The sequence below is a fragment of the Deinococcus yavapaiensis KR-236 genome (assembly GCF_003217515.1).
Classification (GTDB): domain Bacteria; phylum Deinococcota; class Deinococci; order Deinococcales; family Deinococcaceae; genus Deinococcus_A; species Deinococcus_A yavapaiensis.
On sequence record NZ_QJSX01000017.1, the window covers coordinates 18076 to 33812 of the forward strand.

The window sequence follows — 15737 nt, forward strand, 5'->3', positions numbered from 1 at the left end:
CGTACGTGGAGACGACTCGGCGTGTGAGCGCCTCCTACGCGAGGTTGCCGCGCGTGGTCGTGCATGGAGACTTCAACAGCGTCAACATTCTGTACGAGGACCCTTCCGTGACGGCCGCGCTAGGCCTCGAGTTCGCCTGCGTCGGCGCTCGCGTGCTCGACATCACGACGGCGCTGATGGAAGTGCTCGTCCGGACCGAGCCGGACTGGACGCTCGCTCGCGCGTTCCTCCGGAGGTACGGCCCGCTCGAGGAGGACGAGGCGAACGCGCTCGCCGCGGCGATGCTGCTGCGGCAGGCGGCGCTGGGCGTGTGGAGCGTCGGGCAGGTCGAGGCGGGCGCACCGGAGGCGGCGCGGGCCGGAGCGCGTCTGCGGGCGCTGCCAGAGCTTCTCGTGTGGCTGGGCTCGCATGACGCGAAGCTCACGACCGTGGGACTCCACGAAGGCGAGCGGTTCGAACAGCTTGAAGCACGGTGAAATCCCGGCCCCGTCCCCGATGCGATGGCCGTGGAACCGCCCGAAGCCGACCTTCTCGTAGGCGCGACGTTCGTCACCGCCGAGTCGATCAGGATTCGTGTCGCTTCGTAGCGAACGACCAGGACATTCCGGGTGAAGTCATCGATCCCGGCGCTGCCCGAACCCAGAACAGTTGGGTCGGCTCGCCGAGGAATACGTCGAGCCCCGCGATATCCACAAGGTCGCACAGTCCTGGGTGCGGGCAGTCTGAACCCCGAGGAAAACGCGGGACGGGTTGTTTACCTTTTCTTTTCAAACCGATGTTGCGCCTGCCTGCCTACCCACGTCGAGCAGGAAGAGTTCGCGTTACCGCCCTGTCGTCATGACGCTCGAACGGGTCACGTTCGCAGGTATCAATAATTGTAGGGACCGGCCCGAGTGGCGGCCCCGCTCCGCAGGTGTGAGGGGCGCCCTTGACCTTCCCGTCACTGGAACCCGTAGCGTGCGTGACATGCCCGCCCGCCTGACCATCTCCCGCTTCGCCGTCCTCACCGGCCTGTCCGCCAAGACCCTGCGGTACTACGACGACGTCGACTTGCTTCGCCCCGACCACGTCGATCCACTCACGGGGTACCGCCTCTACGGCGTCGCGCAGATTCAGCGTGCCGTCCACATCCGGCGCTGGCGCGAACTCGGCGTGCCGATCGACGAGATCCGCACGCTCCTCGACCAGCCCACCCTCGCCCGCGAGGTGCTTTCGCGTCACGAGGAACGCCTCACCACCGAGATTCACGACCGCCAAGTGTCCCTCGCGCACCTGCGCCGCATCCTTCAGGAGGACCCCATGGAATACCGCGTCGAACAGCTCCCTCAACGTCAGATCCTCACCATTCGTACGCGACTCGTGCCGCCGCACTACGAGGTCATTCCCGAGGCGCTGCGAGAACTCGTGACGTATCAAAAGACCCGGGGGTACCGCGTGGCCGCGCCGAGCTTCTTCGTTCATCACAACGACGACGCGGGCGACGGCAGCCTCGTGGAGGTCTGCGTGCCCGTCGAGGGCGAGGTGGAGCCCGCCGGGCGCATCGAGGCGCGGACGTTTCAGGGTGGCCCGGCCTTCGTGGGGCGCTTCGTCGGACCGTACGACCGGACGGGCGCGGCGTACGCCGTGGTGGTGGAGGAGGCGCTTCGGCGTGGGCTGCGCATCACAGGCGTCACGGTCGAGTTCTACGTGAAGAGCGTTCCAGACACGCCGAACCCAGAGGAGTACGAAACGGATATCGCGTTCTTGCTCGACGAGTCGAACGCGAGCGAGGACGACGTGCCGAGCGTGCGTGAAGCCGTGATGCTAGGACGTGCCATGAGCGTCCGCATCGACGGCGAAGTGAACGACGACGAAGGGCTTGTCTCCCGCGGCTGGGTGGTCGAATGACCATTCCCTCCGCTCGCTTCTACATCCTGCACTCCAGCGACCGCCGCGAGATGCGCGAGTTGCCCGCTGATCCCGACGCGCCGACACGCTGTAAGACGCGGTCGGCGGGAACATCGAGTACACCTCCCCTGCCTGGCACGGCTTTGTAAAGCACGAGGGCATCATCAACGACGAGGGCGCGTTCTACCTTCCGCCGGACACGTACGGCTCGCTAACCGTCGGCTTGGACTTGAGCATCTACGAGCCGTGGCGCGGTTTCGTGGTGATCGATCGTGCCCGGCGAGTCAGGCTCGAACGCTCAGAAGCGAGAAGCGGAAACCGCTTGATTCCACGAGCACGACTTCATGCCGCAGGCCTCTTGAACGACCGCGTCGGCACCGGCTCGTCTCTGCAAGGCGCTCGCCCTCGCCTTCGACCGCACGCTCATCCTTTTCCAGGTCCGACGAGACTGCCACGCGGCGTCCACGTCGTTTTGATCTGTGCCACTCGGAAGCCGTTCTTCTCCAAGTTCTGCTGGCTGCGCGACGTGAACGCCGTCGTCACCGTCGCGAACTCGCACACGCCCGCCACATCCGCCAACCGCGCTCGGATCAAAGCCATTTGCGCGCCGCGACCACGCATCGCCGGAAGTGTCGTTGCCCCCGTCAAGAAGGCAGTCTCGTCGTGCACGTATAAAGTCGCCACGGCGGCCGGTTCACCCTCGACCACCGCGAGGTAACGCCGAACATCCGGCGCGTTGTGTTCGAGTACGGCCAAGGCTCGTTGCGCTGGATGTGTGAATGCATAGCCGCTCAACAGCACCTCGTTGAAGGTTTCCATTTCTTCGCCAGCAGCCAGTTCACGGACCATCACGCCCGGCACCGTGACGGTTCGAGGCGCGGTCGCCGTGGCGTACAAGGTGGCGCCGACGCCGCAGGGCGTGAATCCTCGATCGAAGAGGGCGGCTCCGACAGTGGGCGTGAGACGGGTGGCCCAAACGCTCACGCTGGGGGTGATGCCTGAGGACGTGTAAAGCGAAAGGACGTCATCGAGAGCGGGGCACGTGAGGTCGTTCAGGCCGACGACACTGTTGTACCAAGGAAGGTGTGGGAGGGTCGCGACACGATGTGCGAACAGTTCGCCGTGCTGAGCGACCGTCACTTCGTAAGGATTCCCAGGAAGCTTGGCGGCGCGGAGAAGGGCCTCACGGCCCTTACGGGCAATGGTGGACTCCAATCGTTCGATCAGCGTGGACGTGAGCACGGGTGGGGCTACCATAAAGTCTCCGGCGTGACGGCGCTCCTTGCCGTTTCTTCCCTTAGCTTACACGGCCCTCGAGATTCTCCTCGAAGAGGCTGAGGCGCGCATCGCCCGCGATCTTCACGCTGACCGAACGATTGCGTCGTCAAGGTCGCGACTTCGACGAGCTGGGCCGTATCAGCGACGCCCAGCCTGCTTCTGAAGGCCCGTGCTGCTGCCCGGTAACGCACGACCCGCCATGTTCACCTCCACCGTGCATAGCGTATTCAATCGAGTCTCCCGGTTGGGCTTCAGTCCTCGCGGACGACTTTGGCAAGAGCAAGACTCGCTGTCACCGTCCACCGATCGCCTCGGACGGTCGTTACCAGCCAGTCATTCAAGGCCGCTTTGGCTCTCAGCCAAGCCGCTTCGGAGCACGCAAAGCTCTGCCGGTAGCTTTCAAGCAAGTTCAGCGCATCGCCGCGCGAGAGCCAGATTGTGGTCGTCACAGGTGCCACGTGTACCTGCTCAAACACCCGGCGCAACGTGCGCTCCAAACGTGTCTCCAGCGCTCCCTCCTGGACGTGATGTACAAACAGCGATGCGATTTCCGGATGGGCCTGGGTTGCCTGCTGCAAGCCCTGCCAGAACTCACGGAGGTGGGAGGAATGATTGCTGGTCACCCACAGCGTCCCTCCTCTTGCCATTGAACGCCCGCATGCTTGCAGCGCCTGCTCAGGATCAGTGACGTGAAGCAGCGCGTGAAGAAACGTGATGGTACTGAAACGCCGCTCGTCCAGGGGAAGGCCACTGGCCTCAGCGACATGCCACTCCAAACTTGGATACCTAACGCGCGCAGCATGGATCGCAGCCGTGTCTTGGTCGACCCCGACCCGTTCGCAAGTCACGGGCAAGCGCCCGAGGAAATCGCCTTCTCCGCAAGCCACGTCGAGCACATTGCTTACGCGGCCAAGGCGCTGAGCAACAATGGCGTGTGGGTTCCAAGCCACTGCTTCGAGCACTTCCCGCCGAAGATCAAACGGTGCGCGGACGTGGCGTTGATCCAAGGTCATGCTTTAGCGTAGACGACCCCGAGAAGTCTGCAAACGACAAGTTGTGCGTCAGGACAGCCGAAGCAACTTTGAGCCGAAATGAGCTCATGGTCTTCGCCTGGCCAAAGCCGAGGTGCGATGCAACGAGTTGCGAAAAGACGGTTTCGATGCGTTTGTGAAGCTTGCCGTGCTTTCAGGATTCCAACTTGCGACGTAGTGGGCTGTCAACTTTGGTTTGTCTGCCACGTGAGCTGGACTTTGTGGCTCCTCAAGGAGTCGAGGGAAAGCTCAAGGTGGCCAGTCGATCGAGCCACTCATTCAAGAGGTGCTGCTCTCCCGACGAGAGTGTGCCCGCCGTTTCGGGCAGCACGGCTTGCAGGGCCACGGCGCGCGCCGCCACCCGTTGCGCGTGAGCTTCTTCGCTCGGAGCGCTCGCCGGCGGGGTGATGGTGATCGCCGCGAGCACCGCTTCACGCATGATGACGGACAAGTGAGGATCGCGCGCTTCGAACGGCGTGCCGATAAGAGATCGCGTGAGCCCTTCGCCCGCGGCGGACATGAGTTGCACGGCGAGGGAAACGCTCACTTTCAACCGTCCCGCTTGCGCCACGCGGGTGACCAATTCGTGCAACACCGCTCGGCCGTCACGCGCCGACGACGTAGCCGTTCGAGTTAGCGGATCGCCCTGGATCAGGACGTACACGGCTGGGTTCGCCAGCCCGAAGGCGACGTGCGCGTCCCATCCGCGCCGCAGGTCCTCGATGGGATCGTCGCTCGGTCGATGGAGGACCTTGTCGTGCACGTATGCGGCGAACGTTTCGTGGGCGGCCGCGTCGAGCAGGCCTTGCAAGTCGCCGAACTGTCGGTAGAGGGTGGGGACTTGGACGTTCGCGGCCGCGCTGATCGCTCGGGTGGAGGCGGCTTCGCGGCCACCTTGGGCGAGCAGGTCGGCGGCCGCTTTGAGGATGCGCTCTCGAACGGTTGCAGTTCGCTCCTGCATGTTAGCCAGGATAGCGCGTAAATGTTATCGACCTTGCGTTATCGGTGAAATAGGATTAGTGTTATCCATGTTAACGCCGTTGTTCACGGCAACGCTTTACGCCCGTCGAGTTTCACGGCCCCCGCCCGCCATCCGCAAGGAGAAGTTCATGATCGTCGTCACAGGAGCCACCGGTCGACTCGGCCGCACCATCGTCGAGCACCTCCTCACCCGCCTTCCCGCCGAGCACATCGGCGTGAGCGTGCGAGATCCCAACAAAGCCGCAGACCTCGAAGCCCGCGGCGTCCGCGTCCGCCACGGTGACTTCAGCGATCCGTCCAGCCTCGCCCACGCCTTCGAGAACGCCGAGCAGATCCTGCTGGTCTCCTCCAACGCCCGCGCTCAAGGCGGCGACCCGCTCGCGCAACACCGCGCCGCGATCGACGCCGCGTGCACCGCCGGCGTCGATCGCATCGTCTACACCAGCCAAATGGCCGCGAGTCCCACCTCCGCGTTCCCGCCCGCCGTCGACCATGCGGCCACCGAAACGATGCTTCAGCAGTCCGGTCTGGCCTGGACGGCCCTTCGTCACGGCTTCTACGCGTCGAGCGCCCTGGTCTTCTTGGGCGACTCGCTCGAAACGGGCCTGCTCGAAACGCCCGCCGACGGCAAGATCGCTTGGACGACGCATGCCGACCTCGCTGAAGGAGCGGCGATCGTTCTCACGGACTCCGGTCACTTTGACGGTCCGACGCCGCCGCTCACCGGCGCGCACGCGCTCGACTTCGCCGACCTCACGAGCGTCGCCTCCGAGTTGCTGGGCCGCTCCGTTCACCGCCAAGTGGTGCCAGAGGGCGCCTTCGCCGCAAAGCTCCCGGCGCGTGGTGCGCCGAGCGGCGCGGTGAACATGCTGCTGGGATTGTACCGAGCGAGCCGCGCCGGGGAGTTCGCCATCGTCGATCCATCGCTCGAGCGAATGCTGGGCCGCCCCGCCACAACAATTCGTGACCTGCTCGCACACCACCTTCAGCGCTGACTCCACCCGTCGAAGTCACTCACGGAGTCGAAGGCTTGAAATCGACCGTTCTGTGTTGACATGCCCGTAGCAGGACTCTGTCAGAAGTGGGTGACTGAGCGCCGCCCACCTCGTCGTGCCCGATCTCGACCTTCATGCAGATCCCGCGTAATTGGCCGCGCGCCTTTTCCGACTTCCTGACTCCGTGCCTGAAGACATCCGACCATTCCAAGCAACATGCCTGCCTCCCTCGCTACCCGTGCGGCCTCCTCGCGCTCCGATTTCCGACCAGAACATTCACTCTGTGCGTATCGCCACGTACGACCCGTTCCGGTGTCGTTCCATGGCCTGAGTTTCAGATGAATCAGCGCAGCTTGGGAGCGTCGAGAAGCGTCTCCAGCAGCATGCTCCATAGCAAGTGTTCTCTACCCGTGGTGCTTTCTCACAACATCCGTTGGCATGTCGGGTTCGACCCTCGAACTCGGATCCAGGCTGCTCTCGATCAACCTGGTCGGCGCGTGGTCATGTGTGTGCGTACGGAAGTCCACCGCAACTCCGGGTACCGATTCGTGTCGAGCGGGTCGAGCTTTCCTTGGCCGCTGAACATGTCACGCATGTATTGCATTCCCTGCCATGCCGGGAAGGTCTCCCTCGGTTGCGGCGCCACTCGCTGCGCGACCTTGATCATCAGGCCGAGCATCCTCAGGCTCCCGACATGCAGCGTTTGGTAACGCTCGCTCGTCACCTCGCTCATCACCCCGGCGAGTTCCCGCGCGCTGAGCGTGTCGCCCGAGATGCGCAGGAAGCGTGGCGTCCTATCGTCCATCGCAGCGGCAGCGACATAGACGGCCACATCGTCCTTCGTGGTGAAGTCCAACGGCTGATCGGCGTTGCCCCAGTACAGGATGCGGTGAATCATAGGCTGGATGATTGGCATTTCCGCGCCCAGCATGTCCATGAATGCACCGTTGAGCACCGATGTGACCTGAATAGGCGCAAGGTCAGCGCGGGCCATGAATTCGCGCCGAAGGTCAAGGTTGCGGTTATCACCCGGCGTGGTCCTCGTGAAATCCTCCGAGTAGTCCGACGGGATAAAGCGCGGCACACCAGCCTGGACAGCGGCATTCAGCAACACCCCCTGACGGCCCAGGATGACGTCATGGAGACCGTTGAGGGCAGAGACGACGCACTTGGTTCCCTGTAGGACCCCGGCCATCGCGCCCACGTCGTTGGGATCGGCCTCGGCGAGTGTCAGACCGAGGGCGGTCAGGTGCGTGCGGTCAGCAGCCGAGATATCAGGGCGAACCAACGCCAAGACCACCGCGCCACGTGAGATGAGAGCCCTGGCGATGCGGGAGCCCAGGTCGCCGGTCGCACCGGCGAGCGCGATGGTGGGTGGGGTCATATGGCGTTCATCTTGGACGCGTGGTGGTGCCAGCGTCAAATGACTGGAGGCAGCGTCCATCCCCGCTGGTAAGAGACGCTGCTTGCTGACCAACGAAGGGGTCGAATCACGAGTCATGAAGCTATTTCACGGCTCGTGTCATTCCTCCTAGGTAGTCGACCGACACTACATCTCAACTCCAAAACAAGCAGTTGGGCATCGTTGAACGAGTCGATTCCAGGCAACACCAGAACCACGGGGTACGACGCGAGGTCGAAGTAACCTCGATCGTCTGCCCGCACATCACGAGGACGTGCCGGGCGTCACTCGTCCACGCGCGCCACTGTCCGCGGTGCATGGCAACCTTCAACTTCCCGCTTCGGACGCGGGTGAGGTCACTCGTCATGACTGGTGGGCGGGAGGATCTCGATGCCGATCACGCCGAGCTCACCGCTGTGCTCGATGCGGTCGATGAAGTCCCCGTGTGCTTTGCCGAGCAGTTCAGCAACCTCGAGGCGATCCTACAGGCGGGCGGGGCGTAATTTGACTCCCCGGAGTGGAGTTCGTGGTCGGGGATTTCGGCGCGCATGACGGACGTCCACAAGCGTTGGCGTTCGTGCGCCGTGGCGATCCCAGCGTGTTTGGCGTGCGTGGCGAGTTCACGAAGGCGGTCTTGCACCTTGCGTTTTCTCAACGAGCCTGACCCTTGCGAGGGGAGCGCCAGTCTATTTGTACCGACAGTGATGGCGGCGCGCGTCGCGTTGGGCTTGGCGTGGAAGGCGAGCGCGAATTACTCTTCGCGGTCTTGCGAGGTGAGTTCGGGTCGTGGGGTGGCGCGTCCCTTGGAGATCGCCTTCTGCGCCTTGCGCGTCATGCACTCAGGATGTGTCGGGCGCGGGGAGGGTTGTAGGGCGCAGGCCCTCCCGCCGGGAGGGCCTGGCATGAAAGGCGAGCGGTGTTACGGCAGTTGGAAGTCCTTCCCGGCGAACGACACCAGGTACGTGGTCGGTGTGGGAACGTCGACTGCGTCAGGATTCAGTGTGAACGCGCGAACGCCCACGGTGTACGTTTTTCCAGCGCCAGCGGTCAACGTCAAGTTTTTGAGGGTGCCTTGCGTTGCACCGCCGACATTGGCGGACGTGAGGAGGGTACACGCGAGGCGGCTGTTGAGGTTGCCCGTGCAGTCGTACACCTGCAGGTAGTACGTGGTGGCGCCCGGCACGGCACTCCACGTCGCGCGGACCGATGTCGTGCTGGCGGCCGTGACCGTCACGTTTGTCGGCGCGGGCAGCACTGGCGTGACGTCAAGAACGGAGGTGTCCTCGTAGACTTCTCCGTCGATTGTAGTGCTTGCTCTGTAGGTGCCTGCGACCGCGGCAGACGCGTGGATGGCAGCTCTGAACGTCTTGTTGGCAGGGGCGGGGAAATTCAGTTGCCATCCTGCTGGGCCTTCGAGGTAGACGAAGGAATTCGGACTGGAGCCATCGGCGCGGCGTACCTTGACGAAGATGCCATGAAGTTTCGGCACGTCCGTGCTTGCGCCATTGTAGGTGGAGGCATTGTAGGTGCCCATCACCAAGTCGAGGCCGTACGTGTCGAGTTGGATGCTGCGCGTGACGCCTCCTGTGGATGCGGTGATGGTGACAGGCGTGTCGCTGAGTTTTTTGATGGTGACGATTCCATAGTTGTCAACGGTCGCGACGTTGGAGTCACTCGACGTCCAAGCGATGGTTGCACCGGGAATGTCAACGCCGCCCGAGTCCTTCGCGGTGGCGTTGAGGTCGTACGTGCTGTTGACTTTGGCTTTGTTGTTGCTTGGGATGCCAGTCACGGCGATGGTGGCGATGGAGGGACCGGTCGACGCTGCGTTACAGGCGGCGAGCGTGAGCGTGAGGGCGAGGAGTCCGGCTGGGATGGTGGCCGCCTTGATTCCAGTGCTCATGGTTTCCCTCCTGCCTTCGGTGAGCTGGGAAAGAAACCTGCCTACCAAAGGTGAACGTAGCGTACGTGATGCGGGATTATGTAACGGTCAGTAAACGTAGTCAGGGCTACGGATGGACGTGCGGTGTTCTCGTTTAGTACACCTACGATTCTTCTGAATTTCATTTGGTGCGTGTCATGGTCGCTGTCTCGTCTGAGGTCGCTGCTCGGTGAGGGTGCGGGCGCAGGCGATGATCGGGTCGTCGCTGCTCAGCAGGAAGACGTGGATGAGGAGTTGCTCGACTTCTTCGGGGGTGAGGGTGTCGCTGAGAAGGGCGAGGTAGCGTCGCGTGAACGCGTCGACGAGGGAGTTCATGCGTGCGCTGCTTTCTCGAGTGCGCGTTGGGCGATGGCGTTGGTGCGTGAAGGCAGCCGCCGCAAACGCCCTGACAGCAGGTGGGAAGCCCGCTACACCGCGGGTGGCCCCCGGCCGTAAGCAAATCCAAGAGCATCTACGGCAAGGCTCGCGCGGCCGTCACCGAGAAACTCACAACTGCGCTCACGGAAACCGTCCTTACCGAGGCGGGGTGGGTGCGAGGACGGTGGCGGACATTGCGGGACACGCAGACGTCTCGATCCCCTTGAAGTTGTACCCGCACTCCCCCGCGGAGGAGCGTAAAGCGGCGTTGTTGCGCGCGTCGGCTGGGCTGGGTGAATTGCTGGATGCGAACTCGTAGGGGGAGGGGTAGCCCGAAAGGGCTAGACGCGTCGTCCTTTTTGTTCTTGCCAACTGCTTGCTGTAGGGTTTGGAATGCTGTGTTTGGCGGCGTGTCCCTCGGTTTTCGCGTGCGTAACGCTGGTGTATTGAGGTTATTTGTAGAGGCGTAGGGGTACGGTTAGGGGTATCAGGGCATGACTTTTGAGAAGGTCCGTGCTGAACGCCTGCTTTAGTCTGGGGCAGTCATGGAGAAGTCCCTTGTAAACACCATTCATTGCCAGTGCGACCGATCCTATCGGTTTCGGCATCAAGGCTCAGAACACCTTGTTTACGTATTCGACAAGCGATGGCCGTGGAGTAAACCTGCGTGGCGCCTTTGGGGGATGTGGCCGTCAACCATCGAAAAATTCGTGTGTAAATGCGGGCGGAACTTACACGTTCATCGGCGGTGATGCCTACTGGGCCGTCAACTTTGGACCGGTGCCACCCGAGGCGGAGAGCGCACGCTGAAGGGGAAATCGAGCCGTTCCGAGGACGGCGAGGAGGACCCAATGATCCAGCCGTCAGGTCACGCCACCGCCACCACGTTCCCGAGAGGTCAGGGAGTACGCGTGGCCGTGCTGCTAACCGCCCTCAACATGCTCGTCGCCGCGACCGTCGGGTTGATCGCGCTGAAGTTTACGTACAGCGTGAACGCGTCGCTCGTGGCGCTCGTCGTGATGAGCGTCTTCACGCCCCTCGTCGTGAAGGCGCTGAGGTTCTGGGAGGAGGTGGGGTTGAACCGGCCCCACGCGTGGCGCGTGCTGATAGTGCCCTTCTGGTGACGCTGGTCCTGCCGTCCCTGGGAGGCATGCACGTTCCGTCCGCCAGGACGATCCTGCTGCTCGCGAGCGGGCACCGGCTGACCGGCTGGCACGAGGAGTTGTGGTCACGTGGGCTGATCCTGCGGCTGCTGAGCTCCTCGGGGGTGCGGCGCGCCGTGGTGGTGTCGTCGCTGTTGTTCGCCGCGCTGCACCTCGGGAACGTCCTTTACCGCGAGCCCTTGATCGTGGCGGCGAGGCGGTGGGCGAGCTGTGCTTGGGCATGGCGTACGCCGCTGTTCGGATGCGGACGAGGTCGTTGTGGCCGGCGATGCTGGTGCACGCCCTACATGACTTCACGCTGCACTTCACGACGTTCCCGGTAATCGCGCTGAACGTCTTCCAGGACGTGGTGCTGCCGGCATACGCGCTTGTCGTGCTGCGTGGCGTACCTCAGGCAGCGGCGACACCCGACCCTTCGACGCCTTGAACAAGCCCGCCTGACCTTTACCCGAACGTCGTGCCTGAGCGGGGTGTGGACGTGCGCGGATGCAGTCGGGGCGGGCAGTCAGCTGCAGGTGGCGGACGCGACGGCATTCAAGTTGCGAGCCACCGTCCCGAGCAGTTCGCGTAGGGCACCGAGCTGAGCTTCGTCGAGTCCAGCGCCCGACACCTCGGCCAGATCGCGCCAAAGTCCCTCGATGTCTGCCCGCAGCCCATGTGCCTGCTCGGTCGGCGCGATGCGCAGACTGCGCCCGTCGGTCGGGTCCGTGCGGCGTTCGAGCAATCCGGACGACTCCATGCGAGAGACCATCTTGTTGATGGTGGGGGCCTGCACGCCGAGGCGGTCCGCGAGGGTCGATTGCGTCTGGGGGCCTTCGTTCCAAAGCACGAACAGCAGTTGCTCCTGGCCTGGATGTAAGCCGCGCTCGGCGAGTAGGGTGGTGGTGCGGGCACGGTGGGCGCGGCACACGGCGATGATCAGCTCGTTCAAGCCGGACTGGGAAGGCAGCATGGTGTCATATGGTATCCGTTCGTTCTGTGTCGTCACTTGGCGTGGCGGCCAGACGGGGCGAGCAACGGAATCAGCCACACCACGATCACGCCGACGATGATGTGCAAGGGGGCGGTGGCGAGGGCGAATCCCTCGTGAAGCGGCTGGATGAATTGCGGGAGGGTGCTGAGGACGGCGAAGGTGACGCCGACCGCACGGAAGATCAGGGTGGCGTTCGTGACACGACGGGCCAATCGCTGATACAGCAGTGCGCCGATCAAGGCCGGAAGGATGGCTGTCACGGTGATGGACAAGAGGTTGAGCTCCTCATAGGCGCGTCCGGTGACGGCGACCGACGCGTAGTACCACGCGTTGGCGACGATAGCGGCAACGACGCCTGCGATCAGACCCGCGCGCAGGGCGGTCGGGATTGCGGGAACGGTGGTTGTCTGAGCGGTCTGGGTCATACTGGTCTCCTCGGGTTGAATGCACGTCACTCGTTTGGATGAGCCGCGCGACCAGGGGTCCTTTCGGAAGCGGATTCAATCGCGGTCACTGATTAGCCGGCTAAGAATAAGTTAGCCGGCTAATCTAAATTTGTCAAGTCCAGATCGCCGTGAGGTTGAGAGACGAAAAGTGAATAGCCAGGCGGCCCCCAAATGAGGGCGGAACCTTCCGATTCGTACAAGGCGGTCCGTGCATTCGGCAAGGTCGCGGCGGTCACCGTGGCGGACAGCACGCCCGAGCCGAGCACCACGCCGATCTAAGGTAAAAATACAGGCGGTCAAGGAGAAAGCACGCCGAGGCGCGAAGGATCATCGACGCGGCGCCAATTCACGACACCTCGAAAGGTAGGATGCTCATGGACCTCTTCGTCTTCCGCCCCCTCTGGGGCGTCGCGACGCCCCTACGTGACGCGCTTCCCGCCTTCCGCGCCCAAGGATACCGAGGCGTGGAAGCACCCCTCCCGGACGTGGCGCACGCCTCGGGCTTCAAGGCACTCGTGCGCGAGCACGACCTCGAATACATCCCGCTGATCTTCACCAGCGATCTCGGCGACGGGGCCCCCAACTTCAAGGCGCATTTGGACAGCTTCCAGCGGGAACTCGACGTGGCGTTGACCTTCGCGCCGACCCTCGTGAACGTGCACGCGGGCGTCGATCATTGGAGCGAACGTGAAGCGGACGCGTTCTTCGCGGGCGCGCTCGACGTCGAGCGCAACGCTCCCGTGCCCGTCGCGTTCGAGACGCATCGTGGCCGCACGCTCTTCACGCCTTGGGCCACGCGCAGGCTCGTCGAGACCTTCCCGGACTTGCGCCTCACCGCCGACTTCAGCCACTGGGTGTGCGTGTGCGAGCGTCTCCTCGACGATCAACTCGACACGTTTCACCGAATCGCACCGCACGTCGTGCACATTCATGCGCGCGTCGGCTTCGAGGAAGGACCGCAAGTCTCCGATCCACGCGCGCCCGAGTTCGACCTTCACCTGAAAACGCACGAACGGTGGTGGACCCTCGTGTGGGAAGCGCAACGAGCGCGAGGCGCGCAGCGCTCGACGCTCACGCCCGAGTTCGGCCCACCGCCGTACCAACCGGTCTTGCCGTACACGCGGGCGCCCGTCGCCCCGCTCGCCGACATCTGTGATTGGATGGCGAACCGTCAAGCCGAGCGGTTCGCGAACTTCGAGCGCGCTCGAATCCCGTGACGAAGGTCGGCCTACAACCGGGAATCGGAGTGCTACGGTGATCTTCCATGTCCAGGTACCACTTCGAAACCGCGAGGACCAGGACGCCTTGTGGATCACGACGTCGATCCTCGGCGAGGCTCCTTCGAACTATCCTGGCAGCACTCGGAGGAAGCCGCGCCGAATTTGGCGAAATCGCGTGTGCCGCGCTCGTTTCGAGCTGTGAAAGCGGCCGTGCGCCCGAGGAACGTCTCCTGGTAGGAAGTGCACGTTCCGAGATGTCCGGCGACCGCTCGGTGCGGCGCGGCGCGGTGAACCTCCGGTGTCGAGCCGGGCGGCGTCTCATCGATGCGAGGCCGTCATGATCTCGGCTTGGCGGGCGGCCCTGCCGTTCGCCTTCGTGCTGTTGTGGAGTACCGGATTCGTCGGCGCGAAGCTGGGGTTTCCGTACGCGGAACCGTTCACGTTCTTGAGCATTCGCTACGCCCTCACGGTGCTGTTGCTGCTGGTCATCGCGTTCGTCACTCGCACCGCCTGGCCGCGCGGCTGGCGCGAGGTGGGGCACATCGCGCTCAGCGGCCTCCTTCTGCACGCCCTTTACCTCAGCGGCACGTGGTACAGCATCTACCTGGGCCTTCCGGCGGGCGTCGCCGCGCTCATCGGGGGGTTGCAGCCGATCCTCACGGCGGCGATCTCCCCGCTGTTCGGCGACCGCGTCACGCCACGGGTTTGGGGGGGATTGCTGCTCGGGTTGAGCGGCGTGACGCTGGTCGTGATCGAGAAGCTACTGCTCGCGCAGCACCAGCCGCTCGCCGCTGGCGCTCTGCTCGCCTCGGGCATCGGACTTCTGTCCACCACGGTGGGCACGCTGCATCAAAAGCACTTCTCCGCGCGGATGCCATTGGTGAGCGGCACGATCGTTCAGTACGCCGCGACCCTCGTGGTGGTGTGGCCCGCCGCATTGATGTTCGAGAGCAGGCGAATCATCTGGTCGGGGTCGTTCGTCTTCGCGCTGAGCTGGCTGATCTTGGCGCTCTCGGTCGGCGCGGTCTTTCTGCTGCTGTACCTGTTGCGTTCTCGCAGCACCACGCGGGTCACCAGCTTGCTGTACCTCGTGCCGCCCGCGACCGCCGTGGAGGCGTACCTGCTCTTTCACGAAACGCTCGGGCTGGGCGCCGTGGTGGGCATGTTGGTCGTGGCGGGCGGCGTGTGGCTCGTCGCGACCGACCGGAAGGCCACCTGACCGCCCGCGACGTGATGCGAGCAGGGCGGGCGGCGGAAATTTCCGCCGCCCGGTTTTCTATCCTCCGCTTCGGCCGATGGTGAGGCGGCAGGCCCGTTCGCCGTCTCGCTGGCAGGCGGGCCGTTCCGCTGGCAGGCCCGTGGCGAGGGTCAGGACGCGTGGCGCGAGATCGCAGACGGCTTCGAACTTGCGGCCGACGGCAAGGTACGGGCAGTTGTAGGCGTGAACTTCCCACCCGCCCGGTGTTCGTTCGAGGTCGACCAGCGGGCCTGAGAGGTCGAGGTGGTGGACGGCGGCTTTGAGGCGGTCCTCGCCGTTGAGACCGTGAAGTTTGGGGGTGAGTTCGTGAACGAGGTGTTCGGTGAGGTGCGTCATCAGGGCCGGAAGTTCCCCGTGGGCGTTGGCCGTGGTGAGGACCAGCTCCAGCAACTGGCGGTATTGCTTCGGAAACAAGCCTTCGGCGGTGTCGGTGAGCTGGTACGTCTTCGCGGGCCGACCGACGCCGTCGGAGTCGACAGGACCGCCTTGCTGCACGAAGCCTTGACGTTCGAGCAGGTGCAGGTGATGGCGAACGGCGGTCTCCGCCAAGCCGAGATGATCGATGAGTTGCTTGATGGTCGTCGGTCCGTTGCGCTTGAGGTGGGCCAGCATCGCCTCGCGTGACTCCATTTCCACAATTTACGCTATTGCATTAGGGATTATGCGCCGCTACGGTAAAGAAAGCGCTTCGGACGGTTCCAAGCCCACCAGACCGAAGGGCACGCACCGAAGTCCCTCGAGCACGTCGAACGTCACACGACCGATGCAGAGCGACCATCTTCCCTTACGCCTCGTTATCCTCTT

General features: G+C 63.8%; 19 protein-coding genes. 10 read left to right on the forward strand and 9 right to left on the reverse strand.

Translation table 11 applies throughout. The annotated features are described in order from the left end of the window. Nucleotides 1-23: 23 nt before the first annotated feature. From DES52_RS18235 to DES52_RS23130, 3 genes are all read left to right on the forward strand, one after another. Nucleotides 24-476 carry a phosphotransferase gene (locus DES52_RS18235; protein WP_170131150.1) on the forward strand — a complete coding sequence of 151 codons (453 nt, stop codon included), beginning with the start codon at nt 24-26 and terminating at the stop codon, nt 474-476. Between the two features lie 490 nt (nt 477-966). Further along, entirely contained in the window at nt 967-1887 is a 921-nt protein-coding gene (locus DES52_RS18240; protein WP_110888273.1) for a MerR family transcriptional regulator, read from the forward strand. Further along, a complete protein-coding gene (locus DES52_RS23130) occupies nt 1884-2036 on the forward strand; it encodes a hypothetical protein (RefSeq protein ID WP_170131151.1) in 153 nt (50 codons plus the stop codon). The genes DES52_RS18240 and DES52_RS23130 overlap by 4 nt, the downstream gene beginning before the upstream one ends. Nucleotides 2037-2310: 274 nt before the next feature. Here the strand turns inward: DES52_RS23130 and DES52_RS18245 are convergent, their stop codons facing one another. The 3 genes from DES52_RS18245 to DES52_RS18255 all read right to left on the reverse strand — a co-directional run bounded on the left by DES52_RS18245 (nt 2311) and on the right by DES52_RS18255 (nt 5157). Further along, entirely contained in the window at nt 2311-3144 is an 834-nt protein-coding gene (locus DES52_RS18245) for a GNAT family N-acetyltransferase (protein ID WP_146237375.1), read from the reverse strand. Nucleotides 3145-3416: 272 nt separating this feature from the next. Continuing rightward, nucleotides 3417-4178 (reverse strand): class I SAM-dependent methyltransferase, encoded by a 762-nt coding sequence (locus DES52_RS18250; protein ID WP_110888275.1) that lies wholly within the window; start codon nt 4176-4178, stop codon nt 3417-3419. A 247-nt stretch (nt 4179-4425) separates the two neighbouring features. Then, complete coding sequence (locus tag DES52_RS18255; RefSeq protein WP_110888276.1) at nt 4426-5157, reverse strand: TetR/AcrR family transcriptional regulator; 732 nt, start codon at nt 5155-5157, stop codon at nt 4426-4428. A 148-nt stretch (nt 5158-5305) separates the two neighbouring features. Here DES52_RS18255 and DES52_RS18260 point away from each other — a divergent pair, with 148 nt between their 5' ends. Then, nucleotides 5306-6172, forward strand: coding sequence for an SDR family oxidoreductase (locus DES52_RS18260; RefSeq protein WP_110888277.1), 867 nt, complete (start codon nt 5306-5308; stop codon nt 6170-6172). A 481-nt stretch (nt 6173-6653) separates the two neighbouring features. Here the strand turns inward: DES52_RS18260 and DES52_RS18265 are convergent, their stop codons facing one another. Beyond that, entirely contained in the window at nt 6654-7556 is a 903-nt protein-coding gene (locus tag DES52_RS18265) for an NmrA family NAD(P)-binding protein (RefSeq protein ID WP_110888278.1), read from the reverse strand. Between the two features lie 335 nt (nt 7557-7891). On the opposite strand from DES52_RS18265, the gene DES52_RS23540 reads away from it, so the two are divergent. Further along, on the forward strand, nt 7892-8077 hold the full coding sequence (locus tag DES52_RS23540) for a hypothetical protein (protein WP_245901132.1): 186 nt from the start codon (nt 7892-7894) through the stop codon (nt 8075-8077). Nucleotides 8078-8493: 416 nt separating this feature from the next. On the opposite strand, the gene DES52_RS18275 is transcribed toward DES52_RS23540, so the two are convergent. Then, entirely contained in the window at nt 8494-9477 is a 984-nt protein-coding gene (locus DES52_RS18275) for a hypothetical protein (protein WP_110888280.1), read from the reverse strand. A gap of 174 nt (nt 9478-9651) precedes the next feature. Beyond that, nucleotides 9652-9831: a hypothetical protein gene (locus tag DES52_RS18280; protein ID WP_110888281.1), complete on the reverse strand. Its 180-nt coding sequence runs from the start codon at nt 9829-9831 to the stop codon at nt 9652-9654. A gap of 893 nt (nt 9832-10724) precedes the next feature. On the opposite strand from DES52_RS18280, the gene DES52_RS23135 reads away from it, so the two are divergent. The 3 genes from DES52_RS23135 to DES52_RS23780 are packed head-to-tail and all read left to right on the forward strand — an operon-like array spanning nt 10725 to nt 11463. After that, a complete protein-coding gene (locus DES52_RS23135; protein ID WP_170131152.1) occupies nt 10725-10997 on the forward strand; it encodes a hypothetical protein in 273 nt (90 codons plus the stop codon). A gap of 26 nt (nt 10998-11023) precedes the next feature. Further along, nucleotides 11024-11359 carry a CPBP family intramembrane glutamic endopeptidase gene (locus DES52_RS23140; protein ID WP_170131153.1) on the forward strand — a complete coding sequence of 112 codons (336 nt, stop codon included), beginning with the start codon at nt 11024-11026 and terminating at the stop codon, nt 11357-11359. Then, entirely contained in the window at nt 11278-11463 is a 186-nt protein-coding gene (locus DES52_RS23780) for a hypothetical protein (RefSeq protein WP_425451133.1), read from the forward strand. The genes DES52_RS23140 and DES52_RS23780 overlap by 82 nt, the downstream gene beginning before the upstream one ends. A gap of 78 nt (nt 11464-11541) precedes the next feature. On the opposite strand, the gene DES52_RS18290 is transcribed toward DES52_RS23780, so the two are convergent. Continuing rightward, on the reverse strand, nt 11542-11988 hold the full coding sequence (locus tag DES52_RS18290; protein WP_110888283.1) for a MarR family winged helix-turn-helix transcriptional regulator: 447 nt from the start codon (nt 11986-11988) through the stop codon (nt 11542-11544). A gap of 32 nt (nt 11989-12020) precedes the next feature. Continuing rightward, nucleotides 12021-12434 (reverse strand): DUF6069 family protein, encoded by a 414-nt coding sequence (locus DES52_RS18295; RefSeq protein ID WP_110888284.1) that lies wholly within the window; start codon nt 12432-12434, stop codon nt 12021-12023. A gap of 395 nt (nt 12435-12829) precedes the next feature. On the opposite strand from DES52_RS18295, the gene DES52_RS18300 reads away from it, so the two are divergent. Beyond that, the gene (locus tag DES52_RS18300; RefSeq protein ID WP_170131154.1) at nt 12830-13672 is read left to right on the forward strand and encodes a sugar phosphate isomerase/epimerase family protein; all 843 of its coding nucleotides are present in this window, start codon (nt 12830-12832) and stop codon (nt 13670-13672) included. Between the two features lie 340 nt (nt 13673-14012). Beyond that, a complete protein-coding gene (locus DES52_RS18305; protein WP_110888286.1) occupies nt 14013-14894 on the forward strand; it encodes a DMT family transporter in 882 nt (293 codons plus the stop codon). 57 nt (nt 14895-14951) lie between these two features. On the opposite strand, the gene DES52_RS18310 is transcribed toward DES52_RS18305, so the two are convergent. Then, complete coding sequence (locus DES52_RS18310) at nt 14952-15563, reverse strand: helix-turn-helix transcriptional regulator (RefSeq protein ID WP_110888287.1); 612 nt, start codon at nt 15561-15563, stop codon at nt 14952-14954. Nucleotides 15564-15737 lie beyond the last annotated feature (174 nt).